Annotated in this window: 17 protein-coding genes; 12 read left to right on the top strand and 5 right to left on the bottom strand. The window is 73.3% G+C overall.

The features are described 5' to 3' along the window. The first annotated feature begins 6 nt into the window (after positions 1-6). The gene (locus tag AB0F89_RS36640) at positions 7-1137 is read left to right on the top strand and encodes a glycosyltransferase family 4 protein (protein ID WP_367130974.1); all 1131 of its coding nucleotides are present in this window, start codon (positions 7-9) and stop codon (positions 1135-1137) included. A gap of 116 nt (positions 1138-1253) precedes the next feature. On the opposite strand, the gene AB0F89_RS36635 is transcribed toward AB0F89_RS36640, so the two are convergent. Together AB0F89_RS36635 and AB0F89_RS36630 are read right to left on the bottom strand one after the other, a co-directional pair. Then, a complete protein-coding gene (locus tag AB0F89_RS36635) occupies positions 1254-4199 on the bottom strand; it encodes a BTAD domain-containing putative transcriptional regulator (RefSeq protein ID WP_367130972.1) in 2946 nt (981 codons plus the stop codon). A gap of 288 nt (positions 4200-4487) precedes the next feature. Continuing rightward, the gene (locus AB0F89_RS36630) at positions 4488-6296 is read right to left on the bottom strand and encodes a long-chain fatty acid--CoA ligase (protein ID WP_367130970.1); all 1809 of its coding nucleotides are present in this window, start codon (positions 6294-6296) and stop codon (positions 4488-4490) included. Positions 6297-6407: 111 nt separating this feature from the next. Here AB0F89_RS36630 and AB0F89_RS36625 point away from each other — a divergent pair, with 111 nt between their 5' ends. From AB0F89_RS36625 to AB0F89_RS36595, 7 genes are all read left to right on the top strand, one after another. Next, a complete protein-coding gene (locus AB0F89_RS36625; RefSeq protein WP_367130968.1) occupies positions 6408-6788 on the top strand; it encodes a polyketide cyclase / dehydrase and lipid transport in 381 nt (126 codons plus the stop codon). 11 nt (positions 6789-6799) lie between these two features. Further along, positions 6800-7588, top strand: a complete 789-nt coding sequence (locus AB0F89_RS36620; RefSeq protein ID WP_367130967.1) for a metallophosphoesterase — start codon at positions 6800-6802, stop codon at positions 7586-7588. A gap of 26 nt (positions 7589-7614) precedes the next feature. Further along, positions 7615-8052: an SRPBCC family protein gene (locus AB0F89_RS36615; RefSeq protein ID WP_367130965.1), complete on the top strand. Its 438-nt coding sequence runs from the start codon at positions 7615-7617 to the stop codon at positions 8050-8052. Further along, the gene (locus AB0F89_RS36610) at positions 8049-9257 is read left to right on the top strand and encodes an ArsA family ATPase (RefSeq protein WP_367130964.1); all 1209 of its coding nucleotides are present in this window, start codon (positions 8049-8051) and stop codon (positions 9255-9257) included. Before AB0F89_RS36615 ends, AB0F89_RS36610 begins: the two co-directional genes overlap by 4 nt. 5 nt (positions 9258-9262) lie before the next feature. Next, positions 9263-9643, top strand: a complete 381-nt coding sequence (locus AB0F89_RS36605; RefSeq protein ID WP_367130962.1) for a hypothetical protein — start codon at positions 9263-9265, stop codon at positions 9641-9643. Next, positions 9637-10608 carry an ROK family protein gene (locus AB0F89_RS36600; protein WP_367130960.1) on the top strand — a complete coding sequence of 324 codons (972 nt, stop codon included), beginning with the start codon at positions 9637-9639 and terminating at the stop codon, positions 10606-10608. Before AB0F89_RS36605 ends, AB0F89_RS36600 begins: the two co-directional genes overlap by 7 nt. Before the next feature lie 109 nt (positions 10609-10717). Beyond that, positions 10718-11647: an anti-sigma factor RsbA family regulatory protein gene (locus AB0F89_RS36595; RefSeq protein ID WP_367130958.1), complete on the top strand. Its 930-nt coding sequence runs from the start codon at positions 10718-10720 to the stop codon at positions 11645-11647. A gap of 160 nt (positions 11648-11807) precedes the next feature. Here the strand turns inward: AB0F89_RS36595 and AB0F89_RS36590 are convergent, their stop codons facing one another. After that, positions 11808-12275, bottom strand: coding sequence for a hypothetical protein (locus AB0F89_RS36590; RefSeq protein ID WP_367130956.1), 468 nt, complete (start codon positions 12273-12275; stop codon positions 11808-11810). Between the two features lie 200 nt (positions 12276-12475). Here AB0F89_RS36590 and AB0F89_RS36585 point away from each other — a divergent pair, with 200 nt between their 5' ends. The 3 genes from AB0F89_RS36585 to AB0F89_RS36575 all read left to right on the top strand — a co-directional run bounded on the left by AB0F89_RS36585 (position 12476) and on the right by AB0F89_RS36575 (position 14863). Then, complete coding sequence (locus tag AB0F89_RS36585; RefSeq protein WP_367130955.1) at positions 12476-13222, top strand: lysophospholipid acyltransferase family protein; 747 nt, start codon at positions 12476-12478, stop codon at positions 13220-13222. A 22-nt stretch (positions 13223-13244) separates the two neighbouring features. Continuing rightward, entirely contained in the window at positions 13245-13757 is a 513-nt protein-coding gene (locus AB0F89_RS36580) for a polyadenylate-specific 3'-exoribonuclease AS (RefSeq protein WP_367130954.1), read from the top strand. Between the two features lie 80 nt (positions 13758-13837). Further along, a complete protein-coding gene (locus AB0F89_RS36575) occupies positions 13838-14863 on the top strand; it encodes a 6-phosphofructokinase (protein WP_367130953.1) in 1026 nt (341 codons plus the stop codon). A 56-nt stretch (positions 14864-14919) separates the two neighbouring features. Here AB0F89_RS36575 and AB0F89_RS36570 read toward each other — a convergent pair whose 3' ends face one another. Further along, complete coding sequence (locus tag AB0F89_RS36570) at positions 14920-15939, bottom strand: DUF2891 domain-containing protein (RefSeq protein WP_367130952.1); 1020 nt, start codon at positions 15937-15939, stop codon at positions 14920-14922. 64 nt (positions 15940-16003) lie between these two features. Here AB0F89_RS36570 and AB0F89_RS36565 point away from each other — a divergent pair, with 64 nt between their 5' ends. After that, complete coding sequence (locus tag AB0F89_RS36565) at positions 16004-17392, top strand: class II 3-deoxy-7-phosphoheptulonate synthase (RefSeq protein WP_367130951.1); 1389 nt, start codon at positions 16004-16006, stop codon at positions 17390-17392. Positions 17393-17461: 69 nt separating this feature from the next. Here the strand turns inward: AB0F89_RS36565 and AB0F89_RS36560 are convergent, their stop codons facing one another. After that, complete coding sequence (locus AB0F89_RS36560; protein WP_367130949.1) at positions 17462-19537, bottom strand: PASTA domain-containing protein; 2076 nt, start codon at positions 19535-19537, stop codon at positions 17462-17464. Positions 19538-19546 lie beyond the last annotated feature (9 nt).

Genomic DNA, 19546 nt, shown 5'->3' with positions numbered 1-19546 from the left:
GGGCGCGTGCGTCGGACCCTGTTGGTGACCAATGACTTCCCGCCGCGGCCCGGTGGGATCCAGGCCTACCTGCACGCGCTGGCCGTGCGGCTGCCCGAGCTGGTGGTGTACGCGCCGTCGTGGGAGTCGCCCACCGGGTCGCACCCGGAGTTCGACGCCGCGCAGCCGTTCGAGGTGGTGCGGCACCCCGGGACGTTGATGCTGCCCACGCCGGACGTCGTGCGGCGGGCGTCGGACATCCTGCGCGGAGCGCGCTGCGACGCCGTGTGGTTCGGGGCGGCGGCGCCGTTGGCGTTGATGACGTCACGGCTGCGCGCGGCGGGCGCTGAGCGGGTGGTGGCGTCGACGCACGGGCACGAGGTCGGCTGGTCGATGCTGCCGGGCGCGCGGCAGGCGTTGCGGCGCATCGGGTCGGACGCGGACGTGGTGACGTTCGTGAGCCGGTACACGCGGTCCCGGTTCGCGGCGGCGTTCGGCCCGCTGGCGGCGTTGGAGCACCTGCCCTCCGGGGTGGACACGTCGGTGTTCGCGCCGTCGGCGTCGGCGCGGGCGGAGGTGCGGGCCCGGTACGGGTTGGGCGACCGGCCGGTGGTGGTGTGCGTGTCGCGGCTCGTGCCGCGCAAGGGGCAGGACGTGCTGGTGCGGGCGTTGCCGGAGATCCGGCGGCGGGTGCCGGGCGCGGCGTTGCTGCTGGTGGGCGGTGGGCCGTACCGGGGGAAGCTGGAACGGCTGGCCGCGTCGGTCGGGGTGTCCGAGCACGTGGTGCTGACCGGGTCGGTGCCGTGGGAGGAGCTGCCCGCGCACTACAACGCCGGTGACGTGTTCGCCATGCCGTGCCGGACGCGTGGCCGCGGGCTGGACGTCGAGGGCCTGGGGATCGTGTACCTGGAGGCGTCGGCCACCGGCCTGCCCGTCGTGGCCGGCCGCTCCGGCGGCGCGCCCGAGACGGTGCGCGACGGCGTCACCGGGCGCGTGGTCGACGGCCGCGAGGTCTCCGAGGTGGCCGACTCCGTCGCCACCCTGCTCGCCGACCCCGACACCGCCGCCAAGATGGGCGCCGCCGGCCGCGAGTGGGTGACCGCCAACTGGCGCTGGGACGCCCTGGCCGACCGCCTGACCACCCTGATCAACACCTGAGCGTTGAACTCGGGGCACCTGAGTGTTCGACTCGCGCGGCCCGAACGTACGACTCTCGCGCGAGTCGTACGTTCAGATACCGCGAGTCGAACACTCAGGGGCGGTGAGTTGAACGGTCAGGGGTGGCCGATGCGGGCTTGGAGGTCGGCGGCGCGGGTGGCTTCGGTGGCGGCCGCGGCCTCGTCGCCCAGGGTGCGGTGGACGGTGGCCAGTTCGGTGCGGGCGGTGCGCTCGGTCAGCCGCAGGCCGAGGCGCGAGGTGATGCCCACGGCCTGGGTGGCCAGGGACCTGGCCTCGGTCGACTGCCCCAGGAGCCTGCGGACGCCCGCCAGGCCGACCAGCGCCCGCGCCTCGCCGGGCAGGTAGCCGATCCGGCGGGCCTTGGTCAGCGCCTGCTGGAACTGCTCGTCCGCCGTGCGCAGGGACCCGAGGCCGCGGTTCGCCGACGCCATCACCACCAGCACGTTCGTGGTGATCCGCTGGTCACCGTCCTCCCGCAGCTCGGCCAGCGCCCGGTCGGCCAGCTCCAACGCCTCGGCGGGCTCGCCCAGGTCCAGTCGCACGGACGCGATGCTCTCCAACACCCGCGCCGTCGCCTCGCGGAAACCCCCCTCGGTCGACAACCGCAACGCGCCGGCGAGGTGGGTGAGCGCGCGCTGCGGCTCACCCATGAGCCGTGACGCCACGCCCAGGAACGTCAACGCGGTGATCTCACTCCCGCGCAGCCCGTGCTCCACGCTGATCGCCAACGCCTCGCCCAGCAGGTCCAGCGCCTCCGCCAGCTCGCCGGTCTCGATCGCCAGCACGCCCAACCCGGTCAGCACGCTCGTGTCACCCGACCGCGGCCCGCCCGACTCGCGCTTCAACGCCAGGCACGTCTCCAGGTCGTTGCGCGCCGACGCCAGGTCGCCGGACTCCAGCCGCACCACGCCGAGGTTCCCGCGCACCTCCGCCTCCGCGGCCAGGTCGCCGGACAGCCGGTGCAGCTCGACGGCCCGCGTGTAGTGCGCGACCGACGTCTCGAACTCGCCCAGCCGCCAGTGCAGCGTGCCCAGGTTCTGGTGCATCGCCGCCTCGCCGGCCACGTCGCGCTGCTCGTGCGCGGCGTCCAGCCCGTACTGCGCGGTCGACAGCCACTCGGTGACGTGCTTGCCGATCCACAGGTAGCCGCGCAGCCCGTCGGCCAGCCGCCACGACACCGCGGCCGGCCCGCGCTTGGCCGCCGAGCGGATCGCCGCCGCCAGGTTCGACCGCTCCGCGTCCAGCCACGCCCGCGCCTGCGCCGCCGTCTCGATCCGCGGCAGCCGCACCGCCCGCCCGGCGGGCGTCGGCAGCCGCATCAGGTCCGGGTACAGCAGCTCGGCGCAGTGGTCCACCGCGCGCACGTAGAACTCCAGCAGCCGCACGCGGGCCGCGCCGACGTCCTCACCGCCCGCCTCGGCCATCTGCGCGGCGAACACCGCCAGCTCGTCGTGGAGCGCGTACCGGTCGCCGGTGGACCCGACCAGCCGCGCCCCGGTCAGCCTGCCGAGCAGCGCGGCGGCCTCCGGCACCGGCAGGTCGGCCGCGTTGGCCGCCGCCTCGGCCGTGAAGTCCGGCCCCGGCACCACGCTGAGCAGCCCGAACAGCCGCCGCGCGGCCGGGGGCAGGGCGGCGTGCGCCAGGTCCAGCGGACGGCGGTCGCCCAGCCGCTCCAGGTACCGCGCCACCGAACCACCGCCCACCGACGCCGCCGCGACGTGCAGCGCCAGCGGCAGGTGGCCGCAGCGCCGCGCCAGCTCCTCGGCCGCCTCCCCGGACCGGTGCAGCAGGGCCAGCGACTCGTGCGGCTCGAACACGTCCAGCCCGACCCGCCGGGCGCCGTCGACGGCGATCAGCCCGCGCAGGTCGTCCCGGCTGGTCACCAGCACCGGGCAGCTCGCCGCGCCGGGCAGCAGGGGCCGCACCTGGTCCGGCGCGGCGGCGTTGTCCAGCACCAGCAGCATCCGCCGACCGGTCAGCAGCGAGCGGAACAGCGTGCTCTGCTCGTCGGGGTCGGCCGGGATCTGCTCCGGCGGCACGCCGAGCGCCCGCAGGAACCGGGTCAGCACCTCCACCACCGGCGTCGCCGGTCCCGACGCGTACCCGCGCAGGTCCACGTACAGCCGGCCGTCCGGGAACCGCTCCCGCAACCGGTGCGCCACGTGCACCGCCAGCGCCGTCTTGCCCACCCCCGGCACGCCGGTCAGCGCCACGATCGGCACCGCCGTGCGCGGCCCGTCCGGCGCGATCAGCCGCGAGATCCGGTCGACCAGCTCGGCCCGGCCGACGAACCCGGGCACGTCCGGCGGCAGCTGGTCGGGCACGTCCGGGTCGACGCCCCCGGTCGGCGCGGCCAGGCTCGGGTCGCCGACCAGGATCGCCTGGTGCAGCTCGCGCAGCGCCGTGCCCGGCTCGATGCCCAGCTGCTCGTCGAGCATCCGGTCGACCAGCCGGAACGCCTCCAGCGCCTCGGCCTGCCTGCTGCCCCGGTACAGCGCCACCATCAGCTGCGCCCAGAGCCGCTCCCGCAGCGGGTGGTCCGCGGTCAACGACCGCAGCACCGGCACCAGCCGCTCGTGGTTGCCCAGCGCCAGCTCGACGTCGTTGCGCTCCTCGTGCACGACCAGCAGCCGCTCGGCCAGCCGCGGCACCTCCTCGTCGCGCAACGCGTCCGACGGCACGTCCGACAGCGCCGGACCGCGCCACAGGCCGAGCGCCCGGGCGTACAGCTCGGCGGCATCGGCCAGGTGCCCGGACTGCGCGGCCTGCCTGGCCAGGCCCGCCGTGGTGGTGAACCGGTGCACGTCCACCTGCTCCGGCGGCACGACCAGCCGGTAGCCGTCCGATGTGGTCCGGATCAGCGACGGGTCGCCCAGCAGCTGCCGCAACCGCATGACGTAGGTCTGCAACGTGCCGCGCGTGCGCGCCGGCGGGTCGCCGCCCCACAGGAACGAGACCAGCTCGTCAACCGGGACGACCCGCCCCGCGCGCAGGGTCAGCGCAGCCAGCAGCGCCCGGTGCTTGCCTGCCCGAACGGACACCGGTTGTCCCTGAATGCGCACCTCAAGCGGGCCGAGAAGGCCGAACCACGGCCCAGCGCCCATCCGTCTGCGTCCCCTCGTTCCGCCTCCCCGGGACACAGCCTAGGGCGATCGCTGACGGCGCGAGTCATCGCCGCGTCAGCGATACGACAGCGCGTTGCGGCACTCTATGAGTCGTCCCGGTTGGGGGACCGGGACAACAAAGCTTCTCGGGTCCGCGTCAGCGGATACGCGATCACTGGGGGTCGAGTGGCCCGCACCTAGTCGGTGCGGGCCACTCGTCTTGTGTCAGGCGCTGTAGATCGCTTCGATGTCCTGCTTGTAGGTGCTGGCGACCACGGACCGGCGCAGCTTCAGGCTCGGCGTCATCTCGCCGCCCGCCTCGGTGAAGTCCACCGGCAGGATGCGGAACTTCTTGATCGCCTCCGCCTTGGACACCGCCTGGTTGGCCTCGTCCACCGCCGCCTGGATCTCGGCGCGCAGCGTCTCGTCGTCCACCAGCTCGGCCACGGTCGCCGACGCCGGCTTGCCGTTCTGCTCCTTCCACGCCGGGAAGAACTCGGGGTCGACGGTGATCAGCGCCCCGATGAACGGCTGCGCGTCGCCGACCACCATGCACTGGCTGATCAGCGGGTGGGCGCGCAGGCGGTCCTCCAGCACGGCGGGCGAGACGTTCTTGCCGCCGGCGGTGACGATGATCTCCTTCTTCCGGCCGGTGATCCGGAGGAAGCCGTCCGCGTCCAGCTCGCCGATGTCGCCGGAGTGGAACCAGCCCTCCTCCAGCGCCTCCTCGGTGGCCGAGGGGTTGTTCCAGTAGCTGCGGAACACGATGTCGCCCTTGATCAGGATCTCGCCGTCCTCGGCGATGCGCACCGAAGTGCCGATCACCGGACGTCCGACCGTGCCGACCCGGAAGGCCGCCGCCGTGTTCACGCACGCCGCCGCGCTGGTCTCGGTGAGGCCGTAGCCCTCCAGCACCGGCACGCCGATGCCGCGGAAGAAGTGCGCCAGCCGCTCGCCGAGCGGCGCGCCGCCGGACACCGCGTTGGTGCACCGGCCGCCGAGCGCCGCCTGGAGCTTGCTGTAGACGAGCTTCGAGAACAACGCGTGCTTGAGCTTGAGCCCCAGGCCCGCGCCACCGGTGTCCAGCGCCTGGCTGTAGGCCACCGCGGTCTCCTCGGCGGCGTCGAAGATCTTGCCCTTGCCCGCCGCGTGCGCCTTCTGCTTCGCGCCGTTGTAGACCTTCTCGAACACCCGCGGCACGGCCACCACGAACGTCGGCCGGAACGACTGGAGGTCCGCCACCAGCTTCGTCACGTCCGAGGTGTGGCCCATGGTGACGCGGGTGTACACACCGCACACCGACAGGGCGCGGGCCAGGATGTGCGCCAGCGGCAGGAACACCAGCAGCGAGTTGCCGGCCTGCATGAGCTGCGGGAACGCGGTGATCCCGCCGCGCACCTCGGACAGCAGGTTGCGGTGGGTCAGCTCGCAGCCCTTGGGCCGGCCCGTGGTGCCGGAGGTGTAGACGATGGTCGCGGTGTCGTCCGCGCCCACCACCTTGCGCCGGGCGCGCGCGTCCTCGTCGGACACCGAGGCGCCCAGCGCGGTCAGCTCGTCGATCGCGCCCGCCGCGTCACCGGAGGGCCCGTCGAGCTGCCACACGTGCCGCACCTCGGGCACGCCCGCCACCACGGAGTCGACCATGGCCCGGTGCGCGGGGGTCTCCACGAACACGGCCTTGGCCGAGGAGTCGGACAGGATCCACTCGACCTGCTCGGCCGAGGAGGTCTCGTAGATCGGGACCACGACGCCGCCCGCGTGCCAGATGGCGAAGTCGAGCAGGGTCCACTCGTAGCGGGTCTTGGACATCAGGCCGACCCGCTCGCCCGGCTCCAGCCCGGCGGCGATCAGGCCCTTGGCGACGGCGAGGACCTGGGCGGCGAAGTCGCGGGCGGTGACGTCCACCCACGTGCCGTCCACGCGGCGGCGGAAGCTGACGGCGTTGCCGAAGCGCTCCGCGTTCGCCCACACCATGTCGGTGAGGTTCTCCTCGGCAGCCACAGTGGCGGTGGCGGGGACGCTGAACTCGCGCACGTCAACCTCCGGACGTTGGTTGTTACCGGTGGGGAAACCTAGCCTGTGATTCCGGCGATACACCAGGCCGGAAGGTGTTTCCGTAACCGTGTCGTGGCACTCTTCCCACCCGTGCCCAGTGTCGACGTCGTGGACGAGACGTTCCTCGCAGTGCCTCCGCCCGTGGTCGCCGCCGCTTTCGCGCCGCCCGCCGCCTGGCCGCGGTACTGGCCCGACCTGGTCCTGGACGTCTACGCCGACCGGGGGACCCAGGGGTTGCGCTGGACGGTCGGCGGCGCGCTGGTCGGAACGATGGAGGTGTGGCTGGAGCCGGTCCTGGACGGCACCCTGCTGCATTACTTCCTGCGTGCCGACTTGCCGGGCGATGCGTCCGACAAGCGGATACGGCACGAGGTGCGCCGCCGCCAATTGGCCGCCAAGCAGGTGTCACTCGGCCTCAAACTGATCTTGGAGGACGGCCGGCCCCCTGGTGTGGCGCCCGCGCTGCCGTAGATTTGGGTCTTGTGCGCGTTCACGTCGTCTCGGATGTCCACGGCAACGCGGAAGCCCTCGCCCGCGCCGGTGACGGGGCCGACGCGCTGGTCGTGCTCGGTGACCTGGTCGACTTCGTCGACTACTACGACCACGGCAAGGGCATCCTCGGCCGGGTCTTCGGCGCGGAGAAGGTCGCGGTGTTCGCCCGGCTGCGGCGCGGCCGGTTCGGCGCCGAGACCGTCAGCTACATGCGGTCGCTGTGGGAGGGCCTGGACAACGCCGCCGACGTCGTCCAGGAAGCGGTCATGGAGCAGTACACCGCGCTGTTCGGCGTGATGAGCGCCCCCACCTACGCCACGCCCGGCAACGTCGACAGCCCCGAGCTGTGGCCGCTGTTCGCCCGCGACGGCGTGCACGTGCTGGACGGGCAGGTGGCCGAGATCGGCGGGCTGCGGTTCGGCTTCGCGGGCGGCGCGCTGCTGCACCCGGGCTTCGTGCCGAACCGGCGCGGGCCGTGGCGGCCCTACCTGCGCACCGAGGAGGAGTTCGGCGCGGCCCTGGCCGGGCTGGGCGAGGTCGACGTGCTGTGCACGCACGTGCCGCCCGCGGTGGCCGAGCTGACCTACGACGTCGTCGCCCGCCGCCCCGAGCTGGGCTCCACGTCGCTGCTGAAGGTGATCGAGCGCGACCGGCCGCGGTGGTCGGTGTTCGGGCACGTGCACCAGCCGATGGCGCGCCGGGTCCGGGTCGGCTGGACCGAGTGCGTCAACGTCGGGCACTTCCAGCGCACCGGCACGCCCCACGTGCTGCGTTGGTGAGCAGGTGCACGGGGTAGCCTCCGGGCATGGCCGACGAGTCCACCCAGTCCATCGTCATCGACGCGACGCCCGAGGAGATCGCGGCGGTCATCGCCGACTTCGACGCCTACCCGGAGTGGGCCAACGGGGTGAAGCGCACCGAGGTGCTGGAGACCGGTGAGGACGGCCGGGCGGCCCAGGTCAAGTTCAACATCGACCAGGGCCCGATCAAGGACGAGTACGTGCTCGCCTACGACGAGTGGTCGCCGGGCCGGATCTCGTGGCGCCTGGTCAAGGGCCAGATGCAGAAGTCGCAGGAGGGCAGCTACCGGCTGACCCCGCGGGGCGGCTCGACCGAGGTCACCTACACGCTGTCGGTGCAGCTGGTCGTCCCCATGATCGGCCTGTTCCGGCGCAAGGCCGAGAAGATGATCATGGACACCGCGCTCAAGGAGCTCAAGCGGCGGGTGGAAAACGCTGGATGAGCGCTCGCCTGCTGCTGTTCACCGGTAAGGGCGGGGTCGGCAAGACGACCCTGGCCGCCGCCACCGCCACCGCGCTCGCCGCGGCCGGCCGCAAGGCGCTGGTCGTGTCCACCGACCCGGCCCACTCGCTGGGCGACGCGTTCGGCGTGCCGCTGTCCGGGCACGTCGAGGAGGTCGACGGCGCCGGTTCTTCCGGGGTGCTGCACGCCGTCCAGGTCGACCCGCGCGCGCTCGTCGACGACGCGTGGCGCGACCTGCGCGAACACCTGCGGACCGTGCTCGCCGGCGCGGGCGTGGACGAGCTGGACGCCGAGGAGCTGACCGTCCTGCCGGGCGTGGAGGAGCTGCTGGCGCTGTCCGAGGTGCGGCGGCTGGCCGGTGGCGGGCCGTGGGACGTGGTGGTCGTGGACTGCGGTCCGACCGCCGAGACGCTGCGCCTGCTCGCGCTGCCCGAGGCGTTCGCCTCCTACCTGGAACGGCTGTTCCCGACCCACCGCCGGGTGGTGCGCGGGCTGCTGGCCGGCGTCGCGGGCAGCGCGGCGGTGGAGAAGTGGGACGCCACCGCCGACGCGCTGGGCAGGCTGGCCGAGGAGCTGGAGCAGCTGCGCGAGCTGCTGACCTCGCCGACGACCAGCGTGCGGCTGGTGCTGACCCCCGAACGGGTGGTCGCGGCGGAGACCAGGCGGACCGTGACGGCGCTCGCGCTGCAGGGCATCCGGGTCGACGGCGTGGTGGCCAACCGGGTGGTGCCCGACCCCGGCGACGACCGCGGTCCGGCCGCCGGGTGGCTGCGCACCCGTCGGGCCGAGCAGGACGCCGTGCTGGCCGAGCTGGCCGACCTCGGGTCGGTGCGCGCGGTCGGGCACCGGGCCGCCGAACCGGTCGGCACGACCGCGTTGCTGGACCTCGCGCAGGGCCTCTACCAGGGGCGGGACCCGCTGGACGGCGTCGCCGACGACCGGCCGCCGCTGACGGTCGAGCGGACCGGCGACCAGGAGTACACGCTGCGCCTCGCGCTGCCGGTCGGCGACTCGGCGCTGGACCTGGCCCGGGTCGGCGACGACCTGGCCGTCACCGTGGACGGACGGCGTCGGCTGGTCGCGCTGCCGTCGCTGCTCCAGCGCTGCCTGGTGACCGGCGCGGAGCTGGACGACACCGGGTTGGCGGTGCGGTTCGCACCCGACCCCGATCTGTGGATGCGGTGAGGCACGTGGACTCGAAGCTGGCCGAGGAGCTGCGCCTGCTGCTCGACGCCGCCGCCGAGCGGGCGCAGCCGTGGCTGCACCGGGTGGCCGCCGCCGAGGGCGGGCACGACACCCGCACGTGCGGCTGGTGCCCGCTGTGCAACGCGGTCGCGCTGGCCCGCGGCGACCGGTCCGAGCTGGCCGCCAAGGCCGCCGAGCACGCGGCGGGGCTGCTCGCGGTGCTGCGGGCGGCGTTGGAGGAGCCCACACCCCCTGCCGCGGCTTCTTCCGCGACCTCTGCGACCTCTGCGGCTTCGTCGGAGTCGTCAGAGCAGTCGGAGCCGTCGCCGAAACCGCGGGTCCAGCACATCCCGGTGGTGCGGCGCGGCCAGGGGTCGCAGTGCTGACTGTCGGCGTCGACGTCGGCGGGACGAGCGTGCGCGCGGGTGTGGTCGACGGCGACGGCGCGGTCCTCGACACGGCGCGCGCGGCCACGCCCAGCGGCGAGGAGGCGTTGGAGGAGGCGATCGGCTCGGCCGTCGCCGAACTGGCCGCCCGGCACCGGGTGACCGCGGTCGGCCTGGCCGTGGCCGGGTTCGTCGCCTCGGACCGGCGGACCGTTCGGTTCGCGCCGCACCTGGCGTGGCGGCAGGCGCCGGTGGCGGACCGGATCGCCCGGCGCGTCGGCCTGCCGGTGGTGCTGGAGCACGACGCGAACGCCGCCGCGCTCGCCGAGCACCGGTTCGGCGCGGCGCGCGGCGCGAAGATCGCCGCCCTGGTCGCGATCGGCACCGGGATCGGCGGCGCGCTGCTGATCGACGGGCAGGTGTTCCGCGGCGCGTACGGCGTGGCGCCCGAGCTGGGCCACCTGCGGCTGGTGCCGGACGGGCGGCCGTGCCCGTGCGGCAAGAACGGCTGCTGGGAGCGGTACTGCAGCGGGACGGCGTTGAGCACGACGGCGGTCGAGCTGCTGGCCCGCCACCCCGGCGGGTCGACGGTGCTGGCGCGCGAGGCGGTGGGCGACCCGCGGGCCGTGACCGGGCGGCGGGTGGCGGGCGCGGCGCGTGACGGCGACCCGTTGGCGCAGCGCGCGATGGCCGACCTGGCGCGGTGGCTGGGGGAGGGGTTGGCGCTGGTCGCCGACGTGTACGACCCCGAGGTGGTGGTGATCGGCGGCGGCGTGTCGGAGTCCGCGCCGCTGTTCCTGGACGACGCGCGCGAGCGGTACGCGGCCGTCGTCACCGGGTCCGGGCACCGGCCGCTGGCCCGGATCCGGACCGCGCAGCTGGGCGACGACGCCGGCATCGTCGGCGTGGCGAGCCTGGCGCGCGACGTGGCGGTGCACACAGCCCGCAACGGCCGGCACCGTTGACCTCCGGGTCCGCGTAGCATCGCGGGATGCGGACCTCCGGCGCCGTGACCGTCATCCGGGGACCGCGCGACCACGATGTCCGCGTGTCCCCGTGCCCTGTGGTGCGCGGATGAGGACCGGTGCGGCGCTCGGGCACGTCGGGTACTTCCACGAAACCGCGTTCTACGGCAGTGACGACGACTTCCGGTCGGTCGTCGTGCCGTTCCTCGACGAGGGCGTGTCGGCGGGCGAGCCGGTGGTGGTCGCGTGCCTGCCGGGCAACGAGCGGCTGATCCGGGACGCGGTGGCCGAGCCGTCCGGTGTCGTGTTCCTGACCGCCGACCAGTACGCGCGGCCGACCGAGGCGATCGTGAGCTACCGGAAGCTGTTCGCCGAGTACGCGGGCGTGGCGCAGATCCGGGTGGTGGGCGACGTGCCGCACCCCGGCGTCGGCGCGGCGTGGGACTGGTGGTCGCGCTACGAGGCGGCGGTGAACGAGGTGTTCGCCGAGTACCCGCTGTGGGGGCTGTGCCCGTACGACCTGCGGACCACGCCGGCCAGGGTGCTGGCGGACGTGCTGCGGTCCCACCCGCGGGTGGCCGGTGTCGACGGCGCGCACGAGCCGAACCCGCGCTACCGGCCGTCGTGGGCGTTGCCGTCGGCCGGTTCGACGGGGTTCGAGGCCGGTCCGCCGCTGGTCGAGCTGACCGACCCGACGGCCGCGCAGGCGCGGCGGGCGGTGACGTCGGTGTGCGCGACGACCCGGTTGAGCCGGGACGAGGTGGACGACATCGTGTACGCGGCCAGCGAGGCCGTGACCAACGCGCAGTGCCACGGGCTGCCGCCCGTTCGGCTGCGGGTGTGGGCGGGGCCGGCGCACGTGCTGGTGGCCGTGACGGACCGGGGTGGTGGTCCGGCGGCGCCGTCGGCGGGCCTCGTGCCGACCGACCGCAGCGCGACGGCGGGCGTCGGCCTGTGGCTGACCCACCGCACGTGCCGCGACGTGACCATGACCCACGACGCCGACGGCTACACCATCCGCATGACCGTCGGCCCCTAACCCGCGAGTCGAACCTCCACGTCCCGCGTGTCGAACACTCACGCCCGGTGAGTCGAACCTTCAGGCGCGCCCCGGCGGACGGCTCGTGGGTCCTGAGCGTTGAACTCGGGGGTCCTGAGCGTTCGACTCGCGGGACGTGAGCGTTCGACTCGCGCGGGGGTTAGAGGACGGCGCCGTCGTCCCAGCCGGAGTCGGGGGGTGGGGTGTTGCGCATGCGCAGGATCAGCCAGCCCGCGCCCGAGCACATGACGATCAGCGCCAGCGGGGTGCCGACGGCGCCGGTCAGGCCGACCAGGGACGGGAACAGGAGGAGCACCACGCCCGCCAGGATCAGCAGCAACGCCGCGATCGTGCCCGGTCGCAACGCGGGCAGCGGCGGCGGGTCCGGTGGCACGAAGTGGTCGTTCGGGTCGTCCGGCTCGTCGTCGGGGTCGACCTCGGCGGTGGCGACGGCCGGCCCGCCCTCGGGCTGGGACGAGCGCACGGGCTCCGCCTCGTCCTCGTCCTGTTCGACCTCGTCGGGCAGGGCCTGGCCGCCGACACCTTCGCGTTCCAGGCTCGCCACGATCTCGGCGAAGGTCGCGTCCACGTCCTCCGGGCCGTCGGTCGAGTCGCGTCGGGAGTTCATCGGCGTGCTCCAGCCCTCCTGGTCGTGAAGGCCAATCCTCTGCCAGGTCCATCGTCCCACGACACCGCTGTGTTGCGGATCGCGGCGGCCGGTGGACCTTGGGACCGTACCGCCTCGGCGCGGGTCTTCGTTGTGTGTTTCGCCGCCGGCTCCGTAGGCTGGCGGCGGGGATCAAGCACGTCGAGGAGGCGCTCCCAGCGGTGCTCTACTGGTTGATGAAACACATCTTTCTCGGACCACTCCTGAAGCTGTTCTTCCGACCCCGGATCATCGAGGGCGCGGAGAACATCCCCGAGGGGGGCGGCGCCATCCTGGCGAGCAACCACCTCGCGGTCTCCGACTCGTTCTTCCTCCCGTTGAAGCTGTCCCGCCGGGTCACCTTCCCGGCCAAGATCGAGTACTTCACCGGCAAGGGCCTCAAGGGCGCCCTCCAGCGCTGGTTCTTCTCCGGCGTCGGCCAGGTGCCGATCGACCGGTCCAGCGCCTCGGCGGCCCAGGGCGCGCTCGACACCGGCGTGCGGATCGTGCGCGAGGGCAAGCTGCTCGGCATCTACCCCGAGGGCACCCGGTCGCCGGACGGCCGGCTGTACAAGGGCAAGGTCGGCGTCGCCTGGATCGCGCTGGAGTCCGGCGCGCCGGTCATCCCGATCGCGATGTTCGGCACCGACAAGGCCAACCCCATCGGCTCGAAGATGTGGCGGCCGCACCCGATCCGGATCAAGATCGGCAAGCCGCTGGACTTCTCCCGCTACGAGGGGCTGTCCGGCGACCGGTTCGTGCTGCGGTCCATCACCGACGAGATCATGTACGCCCTGATGGAGCTGTCCGGCCAGGAGTACGTCGACGTCTACGCGGCCAAGGCCAAGGAGGAGCCCAAGGGGCCCGCTCAGGGCGGCGCGAAGAAGGCGAAGGGCGTCGATCGGCTGCCCGAGGCGAAGGCGGGCTGATCGGCACCCCTAGGGTGGTGGGGTGCGGTTCTTCTACGACTGTGAGTTCATCGAGGACGGGGTGACGATCGACCTCGTCTCCATCGGAGTGGTCGACGAGGAAGGCCGCGAGTTCTACGCCGTGTCCACCGAGTTCGACCCGGCCAAGGCCGGTCCGTGGGTGCGCGCCAACGTGCTCAACCAGCTGCCGTCGCCCGCGGACAAGGCGTGGCGCAGCCGGGAGCGGATTCGCGAGGACCTGCTCGACTTCCTCGGCGGCCGCAAGGCCAACCGGGACGACATCGAGCTGTGGGCGTGGTTCGCGGCCTACGACCACGTGGCGCTGGCGCAGCTCTGGGGCCCGATGCCGGCGCTGCCGCGCTGCCTGCCCCGGTTCACCCGCGACCTGCGCCAGCGCTGGGAGGACGTCGGCAAGCCGCGGCTGCCCCAGGCGCCGGCCGACGCGCACGACGCACTGGCCGACGCGCGGCACAACCTCGCCCGCTGGAAGGTGATCGAGACCGAGCGGCAGCGGCGCGGCTTCGCGGTCCGGTAGGTGGACCCTCGCTTGCTGCACCGATCCAGCACGTGTCAGGCTTGGGTGACCCACGCCACGAGAAGAGATTGGCTAAGCAAATGCGCATTGGTGTGCTCACCGGCGGTGGCGACTGCCCCGGCCTCAACGCGGTCATCCGCGGTGTGGTCCGCAAGGGCATCGAGGCCCACGGCTGGGAGATCGTGGGGTTCCGGAACGGGTGGCAGGGGCCGGTCGAGAACCTGACCAAGCCGATCGGGCTCGATGACGTCGAGGACATCCTCACCAGGGGCGGCACCATCCTCGGCTCGTCGCGCACCAACCCGTACAAGATCGACGGCGGTGTCGACCGGATCCGCGAGACGCTGGCCGCGAACAAGGTCGACGCGCTGATCGCCATCGGCGGCGAGGACACCCTCGGCGTCGCCAAGCGGCTGACCGACGACGGCATCGGCGTCGTGGGCGTGCCGAAGACCATCGACAACGACCTGGGCGCGACCGACTACACGTTCGGCTTCGACACCGCCGTGCACATCGCCACCGAGGCGATCGACCGGCTGCGGACGACGGCCGAGTCCCACCACCGCGCGCTCGTGGTCGAGGTCATGGGCCGCCACGCGGGCTGGATCGCGCTGCACTCCGGCCTGGCCGGCGGCGCGAACGTGATCCTGGTGCCGGAGCGGCAGTTCAGCGTCGACAAGGTGGTCGAGTGGGTGGAGCGGCGCTTCGAGCGCCAGTTCGCCCCGATCATCGTGGTCGCCGAGGGCGCGATGCCCGAGGGCGGCGCCGAGACGCTGCACTCCGGTGAGAAGGACGCGTTCGGCCACGTGCGGCTGGGCGGCATCGGCACCTGGCTGGCCGAGGAGATCGCGGAGCGGACCGGCAAGGAGTCCCGCGCGGTCGTGCTGGGCCACGTCCAGCGCGGCGGCATCCCGACCGCCTACGACCGCGTGCTCGCCACCCGGTTCGGCCTGCACGCGGTGGACGCGGTCGCCGACGGCGACTTCGGCGTCATGGTCGCGCTGCGCGGCACGGACATCGTCCGGGTCAAGCTGTCCGAGGCCACCGAGGAGCTGAAGACCGTTCCGCTGGAGCGCTACCAGGAGGCCGAGGTCTTCTTCGGCTGATCGACCCGTTCGCCCGAGCCCCCGGTGTCACCCGACGCCGGGGGCTCGGTCGCGCTTCAGGCGTCGGTGAACGCGCCGAGGTCCAGGTAGGCGGCGAACGTGCCCAGCCAGTGCTCGGCGTAGTAGCCGTGCCCGAACACGTGCCGGAACCCGGCCTCCCGGTGCGCGTCCGCGGCCGTGCGGGCCAGGTCGGCGTACCGGTGGCCGGCGGGCAGCGCGTCGGCGACGGCCCGCCACTGCCACGCCCGCGACAGCGCGAGGCCGACGAGGTGCGAGCCGTGGGGGTCGCCCGGGTCGTCCACCGGCACGGGCTCGCGCAGCACCTTCCAGCGCGCCTCGTCCAGGTTCGGCAGGAACGCCTCGAACCACGCGGTGAACCCGTCGGCGGGCAGCACCCGCCGCACGAGGTCGGCCTCGGTCAGCGCGGGTGACAGGAAGTCCGCCGCGTCCGGCTCGAACCCGCCGTAGCCGACGTCCTCGCGGTGCCACCGCAGCGCCGCGCCCGCGCACGCCGCGGCCAGCTCCTCGTCGCCCACCGCGCGGGCGGCGTCCAGCACGAGCCCGGTCGCGAACGCGGTGTTGCCGTGCGTGCCGGTCCGGGTCGGCAGCCGCGATCCCGTCACCCTGGCCAGGTACCGCTCGCGCAGGACCGCGCTCAACGGCCGCAGCGCCTCCGCCAGCGGCGAGCCCCACGTGCGCAGCTCCGCGTCGAGCACCAGCAGCCACGCCCACCCGTAGGGGCGCTCCCAGAACCCGCCGTTCGGGCCGTCGAAGAACGCCGCCTCGGTCCGCGCGTGCTCCTCGGTGATCAACGAGCCCAGCACCCGGTGCGCCCGCTCCGCGCCGTCGACGCCGGGCCGCAGCCGCAGCAGGCGGACCGCCAACCAGGTCTGGTGCACGCACGAGTGCCAGTCGAACGACCCGGCGAAGATCGGGTGCAGCTCCCGCTGCGGCACCAGGTCGGCGTCGCCGGTGACGACGTGCGACCAGTGCACGGGGTGGTCCCGCTGGACGTTCTCCACCGCCGTGGTCAACAGCCTGGCGGTCGTGTCGTCATCCATCCGGGTGTCGGGCATGGTCAACATGATGCACAACGCGGACCCGAGTCCGTCTCTCAGTGTGGACAGCTATCTTTAACGTGTGAACTGGACCGTGGACGTGCCCGTGGACACGCTTCCCGAGCTTCCGCCCCTCCCGCCGGAGATGCGCGATCGCCTCGACGCCGCGCTCGGCAAGCCCGCCGCGCAGCAGCCGGAGTGGCCGGACGCCGAGCAGGTGCGCCGGGTGCGCGCTGTGCTGGAGAGCGTGCCGCCGATCACCGTGCCCGCCGAGATCGACCGGCTGCGCGCCAGCCTGGCCGAGGTCGCCCGCGGCGAGGCGTTCCTGCTGCAGGGCGGCGACTGCGCGGAGACGTTCGCCGACAACACCGAGCCGCACATCCGCGCCAACATCCGGACCCTGCTGCAGATGGCCGTCGTGCTCACCTACGGCGCGAGCCTGCCGGTGGTGAAGATCGGCCGGATCGCCGGCCAGTACGCCAAGCCGCGCTCGTCGGGCATCGACGCGCTCGGCCTGCCGTCCTACCGCGGCGACATCGTGAACTCGCTGGTGCCGACGCCCGAGGCGCGCGTGCCCGACCCGTCGCGGATGATCCGCGCCTACGCCAACGCGGGCGCGGCGATGAACCTGCTGCGCGCGATGACCACCGCGGGCATGGCCGACCTGCACCGGCTGCACGACTGGAACAAGGACTTCGTCCGCCAGTCGCCCGCCGGCGAGCGGTACGAGGCCCTGGCCGGCGAGATCGACCGCGGCCTGCGGTTCATGTCGGCGTGCGGCGTGAACGACATGTCGCTGCACACCACCGAGATCTTCGCCTCGCACGAGGCGCTGCTGCTGGACTACGAGCGGGCGCTGCTGCGCCTGGACGTCACCGGCGACCAGCCGAAGCTGTACGACCTGTCGTCGCACTTCCTGTGGATCGGCGACCGGACCAGGCAGCTGGACGGCGCGCACATCGCGTTCGCCGAGCTGCTGTCCAACCCGATCGGCCTGAAGATCGGCCCGTCGACCACGCCGGAGATGGCGGTCGAGTACGTCGAGCGGCTGGACCCGCACAACCAGCCCGGCCGGTTGACCCTGATCAGCCGGATGGGCAACGGCAAGGTGCGCGACGCGCTGCCGCCGATCGTGGAGAAGGTCACCGCCTCCGGCCACCAGGTCATCTGGCAGTGCGACCCGATGCACGGCAACACGCACGAGTCGTCCACCGGCTACAAGACCAGGCACTTCGACCGGATCGTGGACGAGGTGCAGGGCTTCTTCGAGGTGCACCGGCGCCTCGGCACCCACCCGGGCGGCATCCACATCGAGCTGACCGGCGAGGACGTCACCGAATGCCTCGGCGGCGCCCAGGAGATCTCCGACCTCGACCTCGCGGGTCGCTACGAGACCGCCTGCGACCCGCGGCTGAACACGCAGCAGTCGCTGGAGCTGGCGTTCCTGGTGGCGGAGATGCTGCGCAGCTGACCCCGTCCTGATCGGACAGCGGCCCCCGACTCCGCGGAGTCGGGGGCCGCTGTCGTCCACCGCCGCCGGCTACAGCGCGATGATCGTGACCTTGGTGTCCTTGGGCACGCGCTGACCGCCGCGCACCGACTGGTTGACCACCCGGGCCCGGTCGCGGTCGTTGAACTGCACGTCGACCTTGAGACCGGCCTCCTCCAGGGTCTTCTTGGCCTCCTTGACCGACTTGCCCTCGACCTGCGGCACGGTCACCGCGTTGGAGAGCACGACGGTCACCTTCCGGCTGCCCGCGGGCACGTTCGAGCCCGCCGCCGGGTCGGTCCGGACCACCTTGCCGCCGTCGACCGACTCGGAGAACTCGGCCTTGCCCTCGACCGGCTCGAACCCGGCCGCGCTCAGCTCGGCGAACGCCTCGTCCTTCGACTTGCCGGTCACGCTAGGCACCGGCTTGGGCTCCGAGCCCTTGCTCAGCACGATCGTCACCACCGAGCCGATCGGCACCTGCGTGCCGGGCGCGGGCTTCAACGTCACCACCTTGCCCTTGGGCACGCGGTCGCTGAACGCGTCGTCGGCGGGGTTGAGCTGGGACTTCAGCCCGACCGAGGCGATCTCCCCCTCGGCCGCCGCCACCTCGACACCGGGGTTGACCTGCGGCACCACCGGCTTGCCCGCGGACACCACGAGCCGCACCAGGTCACCCCGGTTGCCCTTGGTCCCGGCGGGCGGGTCGGAGCTGATGACCTGCCCCGTGGGCACGGTGTCGCTGTTCTCGGTCTGCTGCGTGTGCTTCAGCGACGCCTCGTCCAGCAGCGCGGTGGCCGTGGTCAGCTCCTTGCCGACCAGCTCCGGCACGGTGGTGACCCGACCGACCACCAGCCACCAGCCGGCGATGCCGATCAGGACCGCGGCCACCGCCACGATGCTGATCCACGTGATGAACTGCCGCTTGCTGCGCGCCCGCATCTCCTCGTACAGCTGCTCGGGCGTCTTCTTCTTCGGCTGCCTCTTGGGCCGCGGCCGAACGCCCGGCGGCTGCGGCGGCTGCGGCGCCTGTGGCCCGACCGGCTTGGGTTCCGGTGGCGCGAGCAGTTCCGCTCGCGGGATCGCCCTGGTGCCCTGAGGGCCGGACGTCGGCGGCACGAGCGGGTTCGGCCGGTGCACCGGCACGGTCGGCTCGGCGAACGGCACGCCCGCCGCCACCCGCACCGGCTCCACCCGCAACGTCTGCTCGGCCGGGTTCGGCGGCGCGGGCACGTGCTGGGTCGCCTCGTCGGCGGGCCGCGCCGCGACGGGCACCGGCACGTCCACCGCGGCCAGCCCGAGCCGCGCCCGCGCGGTCTCCACCTCGGACAGGAACGACTCGGCGTCCGCGGGCCGCAGGAACGGCTCCTTGCGGGTCGCCCGCCGCACCAGCTCCGCCACCTCGGCCGGGACGTCCGGCACCGGCGGCACCTCGTCGTTCACGTGCCGGTAGGCCACCGAGATGGCGTTGTCGCCCACGTACGGCGGCGCCCCGGTCAGCATCTCGTACAGCAGCACGCCCGCCGAGTACACGTCGCTGCGCGCGTCCGTGTTGCCCGTGGTGACCTGCTCGGGGGAGAGGTAGGCGACCGTGCCCAGGATCATGGTGTCGCTGGTGACGCCCGCCGTGGAGACGGCGCGGACCAGCCCGAAGTCGGCCACCTTCACCGCGCCGCCGGACCCGATGAGCACGTTCTCCGGCTTCACGTCCCGGTGCACCAGGTCGGCCCGGTGCGCGGCGGCCAGCGGCGAGAGCACCTTCTCGATCACGGTGAGCGCCAGCGCCACGTCCAGCTTGCCGCGGGCGTTGAGCAGGTCGCGCAGCGTGCCGCCGTCGACCAGTTCCATGACCAGGTAGACCCGGTCCTCGTCGACGCCCTGGTCGTGCACCTGCACCACGCCGGGGTGGTGCAGCTTCGCCGCGGCCCGCGCCTCGCGCTCGAACCGCGCGACGAACTGCGGGTCGGCGGAGAACCGGGGGTCCATGACCTTGATGGCCACCGTGCGCTCCAGGCGGGTGTCCACGCCCTGGTACACGGTGGACATGCCGCCCCGCGCCACCAGGGGGCCGACCCGGTAGCGTTGTTCGAGCAGCCCGCCGATCACGTTCGTCGCCGACCTTTCCACAGCCGTGGA

Origin of the sequence: Saccharothrix sp. HUAS TT1 (genome assembly GCF_040744945.1) — a bacterium.
Taxonomy (GTDB): domain Bacteria; phylum Actinomycetota; class Actinomycetes; order Mycobacteriales; family Pseudonocardiaceae; genus Actinosynnema.
The sequence above is the reverse complement of the archived record's forward strand: the minus strand, read 5'-3'. Positions and strand labels throughout refer to the sequence as shown.